This is a genomic window from Burkholderia sp. Ed8 (assembly GCF_040761425.1).
GTDB classification, from domain to species: domain Bacteria; phylum Pseudomonadota; class Gammaproteobacteria; order Burkholderiales; family Burkholderiaceae; genus Burkholderia; species Burkholderia seminalis.
Genome location: NZ_CP142885.1, coordinates 1,873,066 through 1,889,557, shown reverse-complemented (window position 1 = coordinate 1,889,557; position 16,492 = coordinate 1,873,066). Strand labels below are relative to the sequence as shown.

General features: G+C 66.9%; 14 protein-coding genes and 1 pseudogene. 4 read left to right on the top strand and 11 right to left on the bottom strand.

The window, feature by feature from the left end; all coding sequences use genetic code 11:
* Positions 1-29 precede the first annotated feature (29 nt).
* Positions 30-644 carry a hypothetical protein gene (locus VXM69_RS08655; protein ID WP_034191379.1) on the top strand — a complete coding sequence of 205 codons (615 nt, stop codon included), beginning with the start codon at positions 30-32 and terminating at the stop codon, positions 642-644.
* Between the two features lie 124 nt (positions 645-768).
* On the opposite strand, the gene VXM69_RS08650 is transcribed toward VXM69_RS08655, so the two are convergent.
* Both VXM69_RS08650 and VXM69_RS08645 read right to left on the bottom strand, forming a co-directional pair.
* Positions 769-1,599 carry an oxidoreductase gene (locus VXM69_RS08650; protein WP_367188414.1) on the bottom strand — a complete coding sequence of 277 codons (831 nt, stop codon included), beginning with the start codon at positions 1,597-1,599 and terminating at the stop codon, positions 769-771.
* A gap of 142 nt (positions 1,600-1,741) precedes the next feature.
* Positions 1,742-2,488, bottom strand: a complete 747-nt coding sequence (locus VXM69_RS08645; protein WP_034191381.1) for a glucose 1-dehydrogenase — start codon at positions 2,486-2,488, stop codon at positions 1,742-1,744.
* A 138-nt stretch (positions 2,489-2,626) separates the two neighbouring features.
* Between VXM69_RS08645 and VXM69_RS08640 the strand changes: the two genes are divergently transcribed.
* On the top strand, positions 2,627-3,496 hold the full coding sequence (locus VXM69_RS08640) for a LysR family transcriptional regulator (protein ID WP_367188413.1): 870 nt from the start codon (positions 2,627-2,629) through the stop codon (positions 3,494-3,496).
* Between the two features lie 187 nt (positions 3,497-3,683).
* Here the strand turns inward: VXM69_RS08640 and VXM69_RS08635 are convergent.
* From VXM69_RS08635 to VXM69_RS08600, 8 genes and pseudogenes are all read right to left on the bottom strand, one after another.
* Positions 3,684-4,121: pseudogene (locus tag VXM69_RS08635) on the bottom strand (helix-turn-helix domain-containing protein); the annotation flags it as partial.
* A gap of 289 nt (positions 4,122-4,410) precedes the next feature.
* Positions 4,411-5,856 carry an NAD-dependent succinate-semialdehyde dehydrogenase gene (locus VXM69_RS08630; RefSeq protein WP_367188412.1) on the bottom strand — a complete coding sequence of 482 codons (1,446 nt, stop codon included), beginning with the start codon at positions 5,854-5,856 and terminating at the stop codon, positions 4,411-4,413.
* Between the two features lie 150 nt (positions 5,857-6,006).
* Positions 6,007-7,305, bottom strand: a complete 1,299-nt coding sequence (locus VXM69_RS08625; RefSeq protein ID WP_175027508.1) for a cytochrome c — start codon at positions 7,303-7,305, stop codon at positions 6,007-6,009.
* Positions 7,306-7,319: 14 nt separating this feature from the next.
* Entirely contained in the window at positions 7,320-9,539 is a 2,220-nt protein-coding gene (locus VXM69_RS08620; protein WP_034191385.1) for a xanthine dehydrogenase family protein molybdopterin-binding subunit, read from the bottom strand.
* A gap of 1 nt (position 9,540) precedes the next feature.
* Positions 9,541-9,996, bottom strand: coding sequence for a (2Fe-2S)-binding protein (locus VXM69_RS08615; protein WP_021162722.1), 456 nt, complete (start codon positions 9,994-9,996; stop codon positions 9,541-9,543).
* 134 nt (positions 9,997-10,130) lie between these two features.
* Positions 10,131-10,430 carry a putative quinol monooxygenase gene (locus VXM69_RS08610; protein WP_034191386.1) on the bottom strand — a complete coding sequence of 100 codons (300 nt, stop codon included), beginning with the start codon at positions 10,428-10,430 and terminating at the stop codon, positions 10,131-10,133.
* A 93-nt stretch (positions 10,431-10,523) separates the two neighbouring features.
* Positions 10,524-11,582, bottom strand: a complete 1,059-nt coding sequence (locus tag VXM69_RS08605) for an NADP-dependent oxidoreductase (RefSeq protein ID WP_367188411.1) — start codon at positions 11,580-11,582, stop codon at positions 10,524-10,526.
* Between the two features lie 222 nt (positions 11,583-11,804).
* Entirely contained in the window at positions 11,805-12,425 is a 621-nt protein-coding gene (locus VXM69_RS08600; RefSeq protein ID WP_034191388.1) for a TetR/AcrR family transcriptional regulator, read from the bottom strand.
* A gap of 295 nt (positions 12,426-12,720) precedes the next feature.
* Here VXM69_RS08600 and VXM69_RS08595 point away from each other — a divergent pair, with 295 nt between their 5' ends.
* Complete coding sequence (locus tag VXM69_RS08595; RefSeq protein WP_367188410.1) at positions 12,721-14,292, top strand: hypothetical protein; 1,572 nt, start codon at positions 12,721-12,723, stop codon at positions 14,290-14,292.
* 131 nt (positions 14,293-14,423) lie between these two features.
* On the opposite strand, the gene VXM69_RS08590 is transcribed toward VXM69_RS08595, so the two are convergent.
* Positions 14,424-15,443 (bottom strand): DNA-binding protein, encoded by a 1,020-nt coding sequence (locus tag VXM69_RS08590; RefSeq protein WP_367189232.1) that lies wholly within the window; start codon positions 15,441-15,443, stop codon positions 14,424-14,426.
* A gap of 373 nt (positions 15,444-15,816) precedes the next feature.
* Here VXM69_RS08590 and VXM69_RS08585 point away from each other — a divergent pair, with 373 nt between their 5' ends.
* On the top strand, positions 15,817-16,482 hold the full coding sequence (locus tag VXM69_RS08585; RefSeq protein ID WP_367188409.1) for a cation diffusion facilitator family transporter: 666 nt from the start codon (positions 15,817-15,819) through the stop codon (positions 16,480-16,482).
* Positions 16,483-16,492 lie beyond the last annotated feature (10 nt).

The window sequence follows — 16,492 nt, the reverse complement described above, 5'->3', positions numbered from 1 at the left end:
TCGATCGCAACCTCTTCAAAGGAGCATTCATGTCCATTCGACTCAAACTCGTCGCTTCCGTCGTCGCGGCCACGCTGGCCGGCAGTGCGCTCGCGCAATCCGCTGCGAGCAAGCCCGAGCGCATTCGCGGCGACATCGTCTCGTTTTCCGGCAGCAGCCTGAAGGTACACCGCCGCAGCGGCGAGACCGTGCTCATCAATGTCGCACCGTCGGCCAACGTGAACGCGGTGAAGGCGATTCAGCTTTCCGATATCAAACCCGGTTCCTATGTCGGCGCGGCGGCCATGCCGGGCGAGAACGGCAAGTTGATCGCGAAGGAAGTGCTCGTGTTCCCCGAAGCCGCGCGCGGCATGGGTGAAGGCCACTATGCATGGGATCTCGCCGCGAACAGCACGATGACGAACGCCAGTGTCGATACGGTCGTTCAAGGCACGAGCGGGCGCGATCTCAAGCTGTCGTACAAGGGCGGCAGCAACACGATCACGGTGCCGCCCGACGCACCGGTCGTGACGCTCGTCCCGGCGACGCGCGCCGATTTGTCGACGGGCAAGAAGATCTTCGTCGTGGCCACGCCGGGCAAGGACGGGGCCTACGACGGACGCCAGATCGTGGTCGAGAAGGATGGCGTCGCACCTCCGATGTAAGCCGGCCGCCCGGCGGGCGACACGTCGTTCGCCGGCGTGCAACCCGATCGAACCGATGTGCGAGGACCGGGCGGCGCGTCCGCGATTCCGTGTTCGGGCCGACCGTCACGTCGGCCCGGCGCCATCAATCGAAGTCGGTTGCGATGGACAGCGCACGCCACGCGTCGATGTCCTGGCGGAACGCCTTCAGCTTGCGCTCCGCAATGGCATGAGCGTTCGGCCCGATCGGCAGGTGCAAGGGCGGATCGTCCGAGTCGATTGCCTGAATCATTACCGCGGCGGCTTTGGCAGGATCGCCTGCCTGATGTCCGTCGTTGCTGTCGCGGTAGCTGCGCGCGGAGCCGGCGGTTGCCGCATAGTCGCTGATCTGCTGCCTGGCGACCGCGATCGAGCGCCCCAGGAATTCGGTTCGAAACGGACCCGGCTCGACGATGATCACGCGAATGCCCATCGGTTCGACTTCCTGCGCGAGTGCCTCGGACAGGCCTTCGACCGCAAACTTCGTCGCGTTGTAATAGCCGCGGCCACCCGAACCGGCGATACCGGCACCGGACGACAGGTTTACGATCCTGCCACCTCCGGTGCGTCGCATCAGCGGCAATGCCGCACGCGTCGTCTCGACGAGTCCGAAGACGTTCACATCGAATAACGGCCGGTATTCCTCCGGGGTGCCTTCTTCGATCGCCCCCATGAATCCATGCCCGGCGTTATTGACCAGCACGTCCAACCTGCCGAACGTTTCGGCAGTCAAGGCAATGGCCGCTTGTATCGTCTCCGGCTTCGTCACGTCCAACGCTGCAACACGCAGCGTGTCCGGGTAATGCCGAGCGAGATCGCGTAGCGTTTCCGGCGCACGCGCCGTTGCCACCACGTGGTCGCCGCGCGCGGCCGCCGTGCGTGCGAGATGCAGGCCGAAGCCGCCGGAGCAGCCGGTGATCAACCAGGTTTTGTTCATGCGTTTCTCCTTTCATTCGATGCTGTGGTTCGATTCGCTCGACGGGGCATGCCAACATGCGCGCCGGTGCGGAACCGACATGTTTCCCGTGGAAGCGCTCATGTCTGTTGCGCACGGCGTGCATGCCCGCGAGCAGGCCGCGTCAGCGCATGCCGCCCGACGCAAGGACGATCTCGCCCGTCATCCACCCCGAGTCGTCCGACGCGAGAAACGAAACGATCGGCGCGATGTCCCGCACCTGGCCGATACGGCCAAGCGGTGTCTGGTCCGCGTTCCATGTTTCGAAGTCCGAGCCGATCACCGCGGCAGCATGGGTGCCCTCCGTTTCCACCAGGCCGGGGTTCACGGCATTGACCCGGATGCCGCGCGGGCCGAGCTCCCGCGAGAGCACGCCGGTGATGGCGTCGATGGCGCCTTTCGTGCCGCTGTAGATCGCACTTTCGGCCGGCAGGACGCGCGTCACGTTGGAACCGATGTTGACGATGCTGCTGCCTTTGCCGAGATGCGGCGCCGCGGCCCCGACGACCAGCAGCGGGCCGAGAACGTTGATGTCGAATTGCTCGCGGTAGCGCGCCTCGGTGGTCTCCTCGATTCTGGCGAACTGATAGACGCCGGCGTTGTTCACCACGATATCCAACCGTCCGAAATGGTCGACGGCTACGTTGACGAGCGCCTCGACCTCCGTCTTGTTCGTCACGTCGGCGCGCACCGCCAATGCCTGCCCGCCGGCGGCCTGAATGTCCGCGACGACCTTGTCGGCACCGCTCGCGCTGGATCCGTAGTTGACGACGACCTGTGCGCCGTCGGCCGCCAGCTGGCGCGCGATGCCTGCGCCTATTCCTTTCGATGCTCCCGTCACGATCGCGACCTTGCCCTTCAACTTGTCCATGACTTCACGCTCCGCAGACGTTGGCCCCCGGCGGGGCGGTTCGGTTGATGAAAGTCACCATCGTGAGGCTCACACAATTGTTTGTGAATGGTCGTTCTTGTATATTTGGCGTACATTTTTGAACGACGATCCATCGCAATGGAATGGAGTGATGTCCGGGTCTTTCTGGCGGTCAAGCGGGGCGGATCTTTCGGTGCGGCAGCCCGAAGCCTGGGCGTGAGCCATCCGACGATCGGCCGCCGGATCAAGGCACTCGAGGATGAAGCCGGGCAGGCGTTGTTTCGCAGGACCGCGGATGGGCTCGTGCTCACGGACGCCGGGGATACCGTGCTGAGCCTGGCCGAAGCCATGGAAAACGCGGCGCTGGCCATGGAACGGCGTCTGGCCGGTAATCAAGACCGCCTCGAAGGCATCTTGCGTATATCGTGCGCGGAGTGGTTCGCCGGCTACGTGCTCGCGCCGGTTCTGGCGGAACTGGCGCGCCGTCATCCGGCCGTGGTGCCGGAAGTGATCGCGAGTTACCGATTGCTGAGCCTGTCACGCCGCGAGGCCGACCTGGCCTTCCGGATCGTTCCTTTCACCGAACCGGACATCGTTCAGCGCCGCCTGATGGGCGTTCCGTACGGTCTTTACGGCACGGCCGAAACCGTACGTGCGTTGCGGCATGATCCTGCTTCGGTGGGGTTGATCGTGATGAACACGGCGCAATCTCACTTCCCCGATGTCGCCTGGCTGCTCGACAGGTTCCCTCGGTCGCGGCGTGTCTTCACCAGCACGAGCCGCGCCGTTCAGGCCAGGATGTGTGGGGCAGGCATGGGCATGGCGGTCCTGCCACGGCCGCTGGGCGACGCGACATCGGCACTGCTGCGCATCGAAACGCCGGAGCCGCCACCGTCCAGAGACATATGGGTGGGTTATCACCATGACCTTCGGCATATGGATCGCTTGCGCGCGATGCTCGATATCGCCGATACGATGCTGAGCGAATCCCGGATTCAGATGCCGTAGCGCCAGCTCAATACAGATGTCGCATGTTTCATCGGCCTTTGCGTCATTCAGCGTTGAAGCACCGAGCCTGAAGCAGCAGGGCGCTTGCGTTTATCCACGGGCCTTGGCGGACCGCTGGTTCGATTCCGCTCGAGATGTAACCTGCAGAATTGCGGCATCCATGTCTGCCGCCTGAAACGGCGTGGCTCAGTTCACCCAGGCACGCCCGACGCGCTCGCGGCTGATAAACCTTCGGCGGCCGCTGCCGGCGCGGAATCCACAAGCCAGCCTCCGTCATCAGCTTCCGGACCGTCTCCTTGGCCAGCCGAATGCCGTGACATTCCCAGCGCTTCTCGCAAGCCAGTGTCGGTCCGAAATCGGCGTAGCGATCACGGATGACCGATAGCGCCCGGTCGGCGGCTCCTGGGTCCAGCCGACGGTTGCCGGGCTTCGATCGGTGTCCCGATACCAAACCCGCCGCGCCATGTTCCCGAAGTCGGGCGACCAGCCGGCGAATCTGCCGGGTCGTCAGTTCCAGCCGTTCCGCCGCACGCCACGGCTTGAGCTTGCCATCCGCCACGTCCTGAATGACCTTGAATCGGTCCAGCTCGCGCATCGTCATCGTGATCCGCCCCGTTGCAGCCATCGCAGCCTCCGGCGCCGGACACCCGGCGGCCGGACAGCTTACGCGGCACGAAAGCGGACATTTCAATCTAGCCACTACAATCCAAACTGTCGATAATTCACGTTATGTAAAATCAAATATTGGATGACGGCTACCCCGTTTTCCCGCACGTCCCGACGATCTTCGATCGTGATAAATCCTTCCGACAAAGCGCTTAAGCAATTATCGGGCGCATGCCGTGCATGGCATGCGCCCGGTGACACGCGAAACCTGAAAAAATGCCCGCCGTAGCGGGCACACGCGACACGCGTCAGACGGCCATCACCGTGACCGACTTCGTGACGAGGTACGGCTCGAGCGCTTCCGGCCCGCCTTCCGACCCATAGCCCGAATCCTTCACGCCGCCGAACGGCATTTCCGGCCACGGCGTTGCCGGCTGGTTGATCCACAGCATCCCGACTTCCAGGCGCTGCGTGAGCAGATGCACGTTCGCGAACGAACGCGTGAACGCATAGCCGGCCAGCCCGAACGGCAGACGGTTCGCTTCGGCGATCGCGTCCTCGAGCTTGTCGAAGCCGCGAATCGCCGCGACCGGGCCGAACGGCTCGTTGTTGAACACGTCCGCTTCGAGCGGCACGTCCGCGATCACGGTCGGCGCGAAGAAGTTGCCTTCCGAGCCGATCCGCTCGCCGCCGGTTTCGATGCGCGCACCGACCTTGCGTGCGTTGTCGACGACCGACGCCATCGCGGTGAGGCGGCGCGGGTTCGCGAGCGCACCGAGCGTCGTGCCTTCCTCGAGACCGTTGCCGACCTTCAGCCCTTCCGCATGCTTGACCAGCGCACGCGTGAATTCGTCACGGATGCTGTTGTGCACGAGGAAGCGCGTGGGCGAAATGCAGACCTGCCCTGCGTTGCGGAACTTCGCACCGCCGGCGGCCTTCACCGCGAGCGAGACGTCGGCGTCTTCCGCGACGATCACCGGTGCGTGGCCGCCCAGCTCCATCGTCGCGCGCTTCATGTGCAGGCCGGCCAGCGAGGCAAGCTGCTTGCCGACCGGCGTCGAACCGGTGAACGTGACCTTGCGGATCACCGGGTGCGGGATCAGGTACGACGAGATTTCGGCAGGATCGCCGTACACGAGGCCGATCACGCCGGCCGGCACGCCGGCGTCGACGAACGCGCGCAACAGCGCGGCCGGCGACGCGGGGGTTTCTTCCGGCGCCTTCACGAGGAACGAACAGCCGGTCGCGAGCGCCGCGCTCAGCTTGCGCACGACCTGGTTGACCGGGAAATTCCACGGCGTGAATGCGGCAACCGGGCCGACCGGTTCCTTCACGACCGTCTGCTGCGCGCCGAGGTTGCGCGGCGGCACGATCCGGCCGTACACACGGCGGCCTTCGTCCGCGAACCATTCGATGATGTCGGCGGCCGACAGCACTTCGACGCGTGCTTCGGTGAGCGGCTTGCCCTGCTCCTGCGTCATCAGCTGCGCGATCGCGTCGGCGCGTTCGCGCACGAGTGCGGCGGCCTTGCGCATCGTCGCCGCGCGCTCGTGCGCGGGCACCTTGCGCCACGTTTCGAAACCGCGCTGCGCGGCGGCGAGCGCACGGTCGAGATCGGCGATGCCCGCGTGGGCCACCTTGCCGATCGGCTTGCCGGTCGCCGGGTTCACGACGTCGATCGTCTTGCCGCTCGCGGCGTCGACCCACTCGCCGTCGATCAGCAGTTGCGTATCCGTATAAGTCACGTTAGCCATCCAGACACCCCTACATTGCGTCGATTGAAGGCGCGCTGCCGCGAACAGCCGCGCGCCGGTTGACAGAAAGAGCCAGGCCGCCGGGGCAGGCACGCACCCGGCGGTGTCGACGACAGGCGCGGCCCGCCGTCGTCCCGCATCGCGCCGCGCTCAGTGCGCGGCCGCCGTCGCCTTGCGGAGTTTCGCGACGTCCGCCGCCTGCACGGCCGGCGCGCCGTTGTTCCAGCCGGCGCGCATGAACGTCAGCACGTCGGCGATCTGCTGGTCGTTCAGCTGGTTCGAGAACGCCGGCATCGGATAGGCGGACGGCACACCGCCGATCACGAGCGTGTCGCTGCCGTTCAGCGTCACGTTGATCAGCGACGATGCATCGGCCTCGAGCACGTTCGGATTGCCGGCGAGCGGCGCGAGCAGCGGCGCGTAACCGCGCCCGTCCGCACCGTGGCAATGCAGGCAGTAAGCGTTATACACCTTCGCGCCCGGATCGGCTGCCGGCCGGCCCAGCGCCACCTGCGTCGCCTTCGGATCGTAGCTGTACGGCGGCGCACCGGTGCCGCCTGCGGCCGGCAGCGATTTCAGGTAGCGCGACATCGCGGCCAGGTCGTCGTCCGTCAACGCCTGCGTGCTGTGGTTGATCACGCTCACCATCGAGCCGAACGCGGTCGCGTGACGGTTCGCGCCGGTCTTCAGGAACTGCGCGACCTCGGCCTCGTTCCAGCGGCCGAGCCCCGTATTGTGCTCGCCGGTCAGGTTCGACGCGAACCAGTTGTCGATCGACGCACCCGACAGGAACGCCGAGCCGCGTTCGTCGAGTGCCTTCTCCTGGAAGCCGACACCGCGCGGCGTGTGGCACGACCCGCAGTGCCCGAGCCCCTGCACGAGATAGGCGCCGCGGTTCCACATCGCGTCCTTGTCCGGCTTGTCGGCATAAGGCGTCGAGTCGAGGAACACCATGTTCCACAGCGCGAGCGGCCAGCGCATGTTGAGCGGCCAGGGAATGTCGGACGGCCGGTTCGCCTGCTTGACCGGCTCGACGCCGTGCATGAAGTACGCATACAGCGCCTTCACGTCGTCGTCCTTCAGCTTCGCGTACGACGGATACGGCATCGCCGGATACAGGTTGTGGCCGTCCTTCGCGACGCCCTTGCGCAGCGCGCCCGCGAACTCGGCTTCCGTATAGCCGCCGATGCCCGTCTCCGGATCGGGCGTGATGTTGGTCGTGTAGATCGCGCCCATCGGCGTGACCATCTTCAGGCCGCCCGCGAACGGCGTACCGCGCGGCGCGGTGTGGCACGCAACGCAGTCGCCGGCTTTCGCGAGATAGGCGCCGCGCGCGACGAGCGCGCTGTCGGTCGGTGCCGTTTCCGCGGCATGCGCGATCGTGCCGGCCAGCAGCACGGACAATGCAAGCAGCGATGCGCTGAGCGTGTTCAGGGTGAGGTTTCGCATGGTCGTCCCCTCCCTCAAGCCGTCTTCAGCTGGTTGCCGACCGGCAGCTTGCGCAGCCGCGTGCCGGTCGCCGCGAAGATCGCGTTCGACAGCGCCGCCGCCGTCGCCGCCGTGCCCGGCTCGCCGATCCCGCCCGGCGCTTCGCCGCTCTTGACCAGATGGACCTCGATCGGCGGCGTCTCGTTGATCCGCATCATCCGGTAGTCGGTAAAGTTGCTCTGCATCACGCGGCCGTCCTCGATCGTGATCTCGCCGTACAGCGCGCCCGTGATCCCGAAGATGATGCCGCCCTGCACCTGCGCCTCGATCGTGTTCGGATTGACGACCATCCCGCAATCGACCGCGCACACGGCGCGCTTGACCTGCACCTCGCCGCCGTCCACCGCGACGTCGATGACGATCGAGAAGAAGCTGCCGAACGCGTGCATCACCGACACGCCCCGCCCCTGCCCCTTCGGCAACGACGCGCCCCAGCCGGCCGCCTTCGTCGCGACGTCGAGCACGTTGCGTGCGCGCGGCGTCTTGTCGAGCAGCGCGCGGCGATATTGCACGGGGTCGGTCTTGGTCTGCGCGGCGAGTTCGTCGATGAAGCTCTCGACGACGAACGTGCCCCGGGTCGGCCCGACGCCGCGCCAGAACGCGGTCGGCACGTGGCGCGGCTCCTGGCGCACGTAGTCGACGAGCTGGTTCGGCAGGTCGTACGGCAGTTCGGCCGCGACCTCGACCGCGTCGGGATCGACGCCGTTCTGGAATGCGGGCGGCGCGAAGCGTGCCATGATCGACGAACCGACGATCCGGTGCTGCCATGCGACGGGCTTGCCGTTCGCGTCGAGGCCGGCCGAAATCTTGTCGTAGTAGCACGGCCGGTACATGTCGTGCTGAACGTCTTCCTCGCGTGTCCAGATCACCTTCACCGGCGCGTTGACCTGCTTGCCGACCTTCACGGCCTGGCCGATCATGTCGGTCTCGAGCCGACGCCCGAAGCCGCCGCCGAGCAGATGGTTGTGCACGACGATCTTGTCGGGCGACAGGCCCGTGAGTTGCTGCGCGGTGTCAACCGCGCGCGTCGGCACCTGCGTGCCGACCCAGATCTCGCAGCCGTCGCCGCGCACATGCACCGTGCAGTTCACCGGCTCCATCGTCGCGTGCGCGAGCAACGGCTGTTCGTAGACGGCGTCGACGCGCGTCTTCGCGTTCGCGAATGCCTTGCCGACGTCCCCTTCCTTGCGTGCGACCGCGCCCTTGCCGTTCGCCGCCGCCTGCGCGAGATCCGCGAACAGATCCTTGGTCGACACCTTCGCGCCCGCGCCCTCGTTCCACTTCACGACGAGTGCCGATGCGCCGCGCTTCGCGGCCCACGTGTGATCGCCGACCACCGCGACCGCGTTGTCGACGCGCACGACCTGGCGCACGCCGGGAATCTTTTTCGCGACCGTATCGTCGACGCTCGCGACCGTGCCGCCGAATACCGGGCTGTTCACGATCACCGCGTACAGCATGCCGGGCAGGCGCACGTCGAGCCCGAACTGCGCGGTGCCGTCGACCTTCTCCGGCGAGTCGAGGCGCTTCGCGGGCGTGCCGATCAGCTTGAAATCCTCGGGCTTCTTCAGGACGACGTCCTTCGGCACCGGCAGTTTCGCCGCGGCGTCGGCCAACTGGCCGTACGATGCGCGCCGGCCGCTGGGCGGATGCTGCACTTCGCCGTTCGCCGCGCGGCAGGTGGCCGGATCGACGTTCCATTGTTTCGCGGCCGCCGAGACCAGCAGCGTGCGCGCGGTGGCGCCCGCGCGGCGCATCGGTTCCCACGCATAACGCACCGACGTCGAGCCGCCGGTGAGCTGGCCGCCGAGCAGCGGATCCATGAACAGTTTCTCGTTCGGCGGCGCGTGGTCGAGCGTCACGTTCGACAGCGGCACTTCGAGCTCCTCGGCGATCAGCATCGGCAGCGCCGTATAGACACCCTGCCCCATCTCGACTTTCGGCATCACCAGCGTGACCTTGCCGGCACGGTCGATCTGCACGAACGCGTTCGGCGCGAACACGCCGGGCTGCGCCGGTTCGGCCGCGTCACCGCCGATCACCGAGCGCCGCGCATCGTCGCCCGCCGCCGGCAGGCTGAAGCCGAGCAGCAATCCGCCGCCGGCCGCCGCGCCAAGCGACATGCCGAGTTTGAGGAACGAACGGCGCGACACGCCCGCGCCGGCCCGACCTGCTTCGATCAATCCTCGCGACATGTCAGGCCTCCTTCGCGGCTTGCTTCACGGCCGCGCGAATCCGGTTGTACGTGCCGCAGCGGCAGATATTGCCGGCCATCGCCGCGTCGATGTCGGCGTCGCTCGGGTTGGGGTTCGACGCGATCAGCGCGGTGGCCGCCATCACCTGCCCCGACTGGCAGTAGCCGCACTGGACGACGTCGAGCTCGCGCCATGCCTGCTGGACCTTGTGGCCGGCCGGCGTCGCGCCGACGGCTTCGATCGTCGTGATCTTGCGGCCCGCGACGGCCGCGACCGGCAGGACGCACGAACGTGCGGCGACGCCGTCGAGATGCACGGTGCACGCGCCGCATTGCGCGATTCCGCAGCCGAACTTGGTGCCGGTCAGGCCGACGACGTCGCGCAGTACCCAGAGCAAGGGCATGTCGTCGGGGGCGTCGACCGTGCGGGTTTCGCCGTTGATGTTGAGGGTGACCATTCAGCCTCCGGGCCGGTGTATTGGGGAAGCGGCGCGAACGACGTTGCGCCGTGTTTTCTTCATGTCCGCTGCGCGGTGCGCAACGGATGCCGCGCGGCCCTGATGGGGGCGAGCCGCGTGGGGGTACTGCATCGTTACTCGGCCACGTCGATGCCCGACAGCACCTTGATGACCGGCGGCGCCGTGAACCAGTCGGCCGACTTCACACGGAATTCGCCGAAATACGGGCTCGCGAGGTGCGCGTCGAACGCGGCCTGGTCGTCGTAGATCTCGTACAGGTGCAGGTTCGGCGAGCCGTCCTGTTCGCGGAACAGGTCGTAGCGCCGGTTGCCCGGTTCGGTACGCGTCTTCGCGACCATGCTGCGCAGTTCGGCCTCGGCGGCCTGCGCATGTTCGGGTTTCACGAACAGCGAAGCGATTACGTGAAGCGCCATGTCGTCACTCCTTTGGAAACGGAATCGAGCATGCCACAAGCTGGCGGCGCGCGACGCCAGCGTGCAACGCATGCGGGTGGTCGTACCGCGAGATCAAGCCAGTTCGTCCGGGCCGACGCGCACGACGACCTTGCCGAAATTCTTGCCGGCAAGCAAGCCGATCAGGGCTTCCGGTGCGTCGGCAAGCTCGGGAACGACGTCCTCGCGCGTCTTCACCTTGCCCTGCGCGACCCACTCGCTCATGTCCTTCAGGAATGGCGCATAGCCGGTCGCATAGTGATCGAGGATGATGAAACCCTGCATCCGGATGCGCTTGCGCAGGATCGTGCCCATCAGCGCCGGCACGCGATCGCGGCCGGTCGACACGGCCTTGTCGTCGTATGCCGTGTCGTTGTAATGCGCAATGATCCCGCAGACGGGCACGCGCGCATGGTCGTTCAGCAGCGGCCAGACCGCGTCGAACACCGCGCCGCCCACGTTCTCGAAATAGACGTCGATGCCGTTCGGGCACGCGTCCTTCAGCTTCGCGGCGAACGCCAGATCGCGATGGTCGACGCATGCGTCGAAGCCGAGCGTGCCGGTCACGTACGCGCACTTGTCGGCGCCGCCCGCGACGCCGACCACGCGGCAGCCCTTCAGCTTCGCGATCTGGCCGACCACTGCGCCGACCGCGCCGCTCGCTGCCGCGACGACCACCGTCTCGCCGGCTTTCGGCTCGCCGATCTTCAGCAACCCCGTGTACGCGGTGAAGCCCGGCATGCCGAGCACGCCGAGGGCAAACGACGGATGCGCGAAATCGCGGCCGAGCGGGATCAGGTCGCGTCCGTCCGACAGCGCATAGTCCTGCCAGCCGGCTCCGGCGACGACGAGATCACCTTCGCGGAAGGCAGGCAGGTTCGACGTTACGACTTGGCTGACCGTGCCGCCGACCATCGGCTGGCCGAGCTCGGCAGGCGGCGCGTAGGACGGCGTGTCGTTCATCCGGCCGCGCATGTACGGATCGAGCGACAACCAGATCGTGCGCAGCAGCACCTGGCCGGCGCCCGGCGTCGGCACGTCGCCGGTTTCGGCGCGGAAGTTGTCCGGTGTCGGGGCGCCGACCGGGCGCGAATTCAGGATGATCTGGCGGTTTGTGGTCTTGCTTTGCGGCATGTGGGCCTCCGTCGACAGGAATGAAGGTGCTTCGTGAGCACGATCGGATCAGGGGTGGATCAGCAGAAGATGCGCGCCGGCGTTCACGCCGGCGTGGGCGCACACGGGCGGTTGGGACAATCGGGACAGCGTAACGCGGCGTGAAGCATTCGTCATGCGGATTTGAGTAGACCAGTCGTCTAGAATCAGGGCAAAAACAAGGCGCGCGGAAGCGCGCCCGGTTTACGACGGCGCACCGCCCTGCGCGGCCGGCGGCAGGTTCAGCATGCGCCGCGTTTCGACCATCGCTCTTTCGAGCGGCTGGCGGTTGCGGTGAATCTTTTCCAGCAGCGTCGCGCCCAGCCACAGCTCGTACAGGATCGCGGCCGTGTACGCCGGATCGTCGACCGCGCGCAGCGAGCCGTCGGCCAGCCCGGCCTCGATGCCGCCCGCGAGCCGTTCGATGATCTGGCTCGTGCCGCGTCGCAGCACCGCACGCATCGCCTCCGACAGGTCCGACACTTCCGCGCCGAGTTTCACCGCAAGGCACTTGCCTTCCGGATCGTCCGCGCACTGCGTGTGCAGCCAGTTGCCCCAGTACGTCATCAGGCGCTCGGCGCCGGTGCCGGCCTGCTGCTTGAGCAGGTTGTCGAGATGCGCGAGATAGCCTTCGAAATACGATTCGAGCAGCGCTTCGCCGAATGCCTCTTTCGAGCCGAAGTAATGGTAGAACGAGCCCTTCGGGATGCCCGCCGCAGCGAGAATCTCGTTCAGACCGACCGCCGAAAACCCCTTGTGGAGCATGATCGGCTTCGCGATATTCAGGATGTGCTGGCGAACTTCCGCGCCTGAAGATGCATTCATGATGGCGTATGGTAGCAACGATTAGACCGGTCGTCTAGCGACGTCGAACCGGCATGTTGAGCGGCACTTTACCCGATCCCCGGCGCGCGCCCAATGCCCGGCGGCGCCCCCCCCGCCACGGCGTGCGCGGCGTCACACGGGCGACTCGGTTTCGTCGCAGGCGTTTCATCGATCTCCCGCTTAAATACGCGCGGCGCAAGTGCCGGCGGTGGCCCAACAGCAGCCGGCATTGCACACGTGTGCAATGCGCCGGATCGTCGTTGCCTCCTCTCGAACCCGTGACCAGGAACGCCCCATGACCGCCTCGAAACCCGCTCGCCCGCCCGCGCCGACCCGCCGGCGCTTCATCCAGCGCGGCGCCGCGCTGACCCTGTCGCCGCTCGTCGGCACGCTGGCCGCTTGCGGCGGCGACGGCAACACGACATCCGCGTCGTCGTTGGCCGCGACCGGCGGCGCGAATCCGGCCGCGCGCAGCTACGGCATCGCCGACCGCTCGATCACGATCAACGTCACCAATGCGATCCCGTCGACGTCGCTCGCGTTCGGCAATGCGGCGAGCCAGAGCGGCTCGACGCCGCAGGCATCGCAAGCGTTGGTCGCAACCGGGCAATCGACGGCCGTCCGCGCATCGAACAGCTGGGGCGATTGCACGGGGTCGTTCAGCCTCGCCGGCGGCGACGCGTCGTTCGCGATTGCCTACACGCATCCGTTCGGCTCGCAGCCGACCACCGTCGGCGTCACGCCGTCGGCCGGCTACGTGTCGGGCGCCGACGCCGCGACGTTTCCCGGCCACGACTCGGTCGCGAATCTCACCTTGTATCGCGGCGTCGCGACCGCGAACGGCGCATGGGTCGTCCCGCTCGCGCAACTCGCGACGCCGCCGTCCAACAACTGCCAGGATTTCGCGAACAGCATGTTCGGCAGCAGCGTGCGCACAGCCGCGGCCATCCAGTCTGCGTACCAGGGCACCGGGCCGCTCGGCTATGTGCCGCCTGCCGACTTCACCGGCGGCCAGCTCGCGGGCTTCGTCTCGCAATGGGTGCAGCGCTGGCAGAAAGGCGCGTCGTACACCGTGCTGCCCGGCGCCGATGCGCAGCTCGTCGATGCGCTGAAGCAGTACGTGTCGAGCGCGTCGAACGCCGGCCCGCTGACGATGTGGGTGCCGCAGATCGCGTGGCAGGCCGGCACGGATCCGGCGGTTTTCTCGCTGACGGGCTATCGCGCGTTTCCGTTCGTCGACGCGCAGGGCAACTGGGTCGCGGCGACGTTGTCCGCGTTCCTGACACTGCTGGCGGCCGGTTCGCACCTCGTCGCGATCAGTGCGACGAGCGATCTGCCGGCGGGCGTCACGATGCAGGCGTTCGACAGCTTCATGGGCGCGAGCGGGCTGACGACGTCGACGGATATCGGCAATTCGCACTATGCGTCGGTCGTGAACACGACGGGCCGTTACTACCTGAGCGTCGGCAACGATTTCGCGCCGGTGAACTGCGGGCTGATCCTGTCGTTCCTGTACGGGCGCACCGTGAACAACCTGCTCGCGGGTGCCGGTACGTACAACACGTTCATCCAGCTCGAAGGATGGCAGGCCGGCGGCTCACGTCACAACGCCGACTACGCGACGTATCAGCAGACGCTGTGGAACATCTCGACGTACGGCGCGTCCGCGTACAGCGAGAAGCGCGCGACGTCGATCTTCCTCGCGCCGGCCGGCTGGACGCCGCAGGTCTACCAGACGACGCGGATGATGCCGTACGTCGGCGCCTATGCGCAGTCGAACGGTACGCCGCAGGGCTGGCTGAATACGTCGCTCGTGACGATTCCGGCCGATGCGCCGCCGTTGCCGTCTCGGTATGTGACGAGTTGAGCGGAGTCGGAGCGAGCCGTTTCGCGTTCGAATGCGTTGCGTTGCGTTGCGTTGCGTCGGGGCGGGCCGGCTGCCGGTCGGCGCTCGAGGCGTGCGTCGACATCGGTCGGCACATGCTCGCGGGTAGGCGGTCAACCCGCCGCTTCGCCGGTGCGCTTTCTCGTGCGGGCCTTCCGCTCTTCCCGCTGCGCGGCAGGTGCCGTCTTGACGCCGCGCAGCGGCGCCCGGCGGGCGAGTACCGCCATCTCGCGCCGCAACGTATCCAGTTCCTTGACGCGTGCCGCATCGGTCGCCTGCGCGCCGTCGAGTTGCCCCTGAAGCACGCCGCAACGATGCAGCGCGTCGCCGAGTTGCGTCTGCAGGTCGGCGATGTCCTTTCGGTGCCGCGCATCGCGTTGCTCCATGCGCGATGCGGTCGCGTCGAGTTCCTTTTGCAATCGCGCGGCCGCGAGCCGCTCGCGATCGATCTCCTGAAGCGCCCGTTTTTCCGACGCGCGCAGGCGTTCCTCGGCGCGGCCCGCGTCGTCGCGCAACCGGTCGAGCTGGGTCGTGAAATCCGCACGTGCCTGCGCGAGTGCGCGGTCGGCTTCCGTGTTGTCGGCCTTCAGGCGTTCGATATCCGCTTGCAGCGCTTGCCGCGAGGCTTCGTCGGCCGCCCTCGCCTGCTCCAGTTCCTGAATGCGTACCTGCGCAGCCAGCAACGCAGCCGTGCGTTGCTCCAGCGCGGTTTCGGTGCGGGCCAGCTCGGCCTGCCGCGTCGTGACCTCCGCTTTCGCCGCGGCGCGCTCTGCTTCGACTTCCGCGCGCAGCGCATCAAGCGCGGCAGCGGCATCGGTGCTCGACCGGCTCCATAGTGCGGCGACCAGCTCGCCGGCTGCCGCCTGCAGATCGGCCGGCAAATCGGGATGCTCGATGCGCACGCGGCTCTTCTCCCGCAGCTCGGCCCAGAACTCGCCGAGGACGGCCGTCGGCGTGCTCATGCTGCCCTTGCGGACGAGCTGATACAGGCGGTTTGCCGTAGGCGTGATGCCGAAGCGGAAGAACAGCAGCGCGCAGGCTTCGCGGTAGAGCTCGCGAGTTTTCGGGAAGTCGGCCTTGAGGCGCTCGATTTCGGCGGTCAGGCGTGGTTCGTCGGCAGCGAAGTCGGACATGGCGGTGTTCGTCGGGAATTTTGTAAATAATATAACGTAAACCATTAAATATCCAATCAATCACGGACTTTAATTTGACATTATTTCTATAATGTTGAATTCAATGGGCGTCGCTCTCCTGTTCGATATCGCGGCACATGATCGACTGCCTCGCTTTCGCCTTGCCCCAGGCTGCATGGCAAACACGCTGCTACAGCTGCGCTGGAAAGCCGGCCGCCCTGCCTTGCGGTGTCAACTGAAAAACCGAAGATCGCGGAACCCGGCCGATGCGCGCGCAGTGCAGACCGCTGATGCCGCATCGACTGTCATGGATCTGCCACCGTCGATCGGTAGCGTTCGGGGCTGACCCACGCTATCGACAGACGAATCCGCCATGCAGCGCACGTCTCGCGCCACGCCCCACCTTTATGCGGCCACGTCGCGCGCCCTCGCCGTCAGCCTCGCGATCAACCTGATGCTGCTCGCCGCCGAGACGGCCGCGGCGTGGTCCGCGCATTCGTCGGGGCTGCTCGCGGATGTCGCGCATGCCGCGATCGACCTCGCGGCCGATGCGCTGATCCTCGTCGCATGCCGGCTCGACGCACGCCTGCCGCCGGAGCGGCGTCCGACCTACGAACCGCTCGCGCTCGCGGGCCTCGGCGCGCTGCTCGTCGCGACCGGCGCGCAGATGATCTGGCAGGCGATGAACCGGTTCGATGCGCCGCCCGTCGTGCAGCCGGGTGCGGCGACGCTCCCGCTCGTTGCCGTCACGCTCGTCGGCAAGGCCACGTTGTCGCACTGGATGCTGCGCAAGGCGCGCGAGACCGGTTCCGCGCTGCTCGAGGCAACCGGCTGGCATGTGCGTACCGATGCGCTGTCGTCGTTGCTGGCGGCGCTCGCGATGAGCGCGGCGCTGGTCGGCTTCGCCCGCCTTGACGACGTGGCCGCGCTCGCGATCGGCGCGCTCGTGATCCGCACGGGCGCCGGGTTCGTCCGGCGCGGCTGCGCGCAATGGCCGGCGCTCGTCGGGTGGGCGAATCGATCGACGCGCGGATCGTGAACGCGGCGGG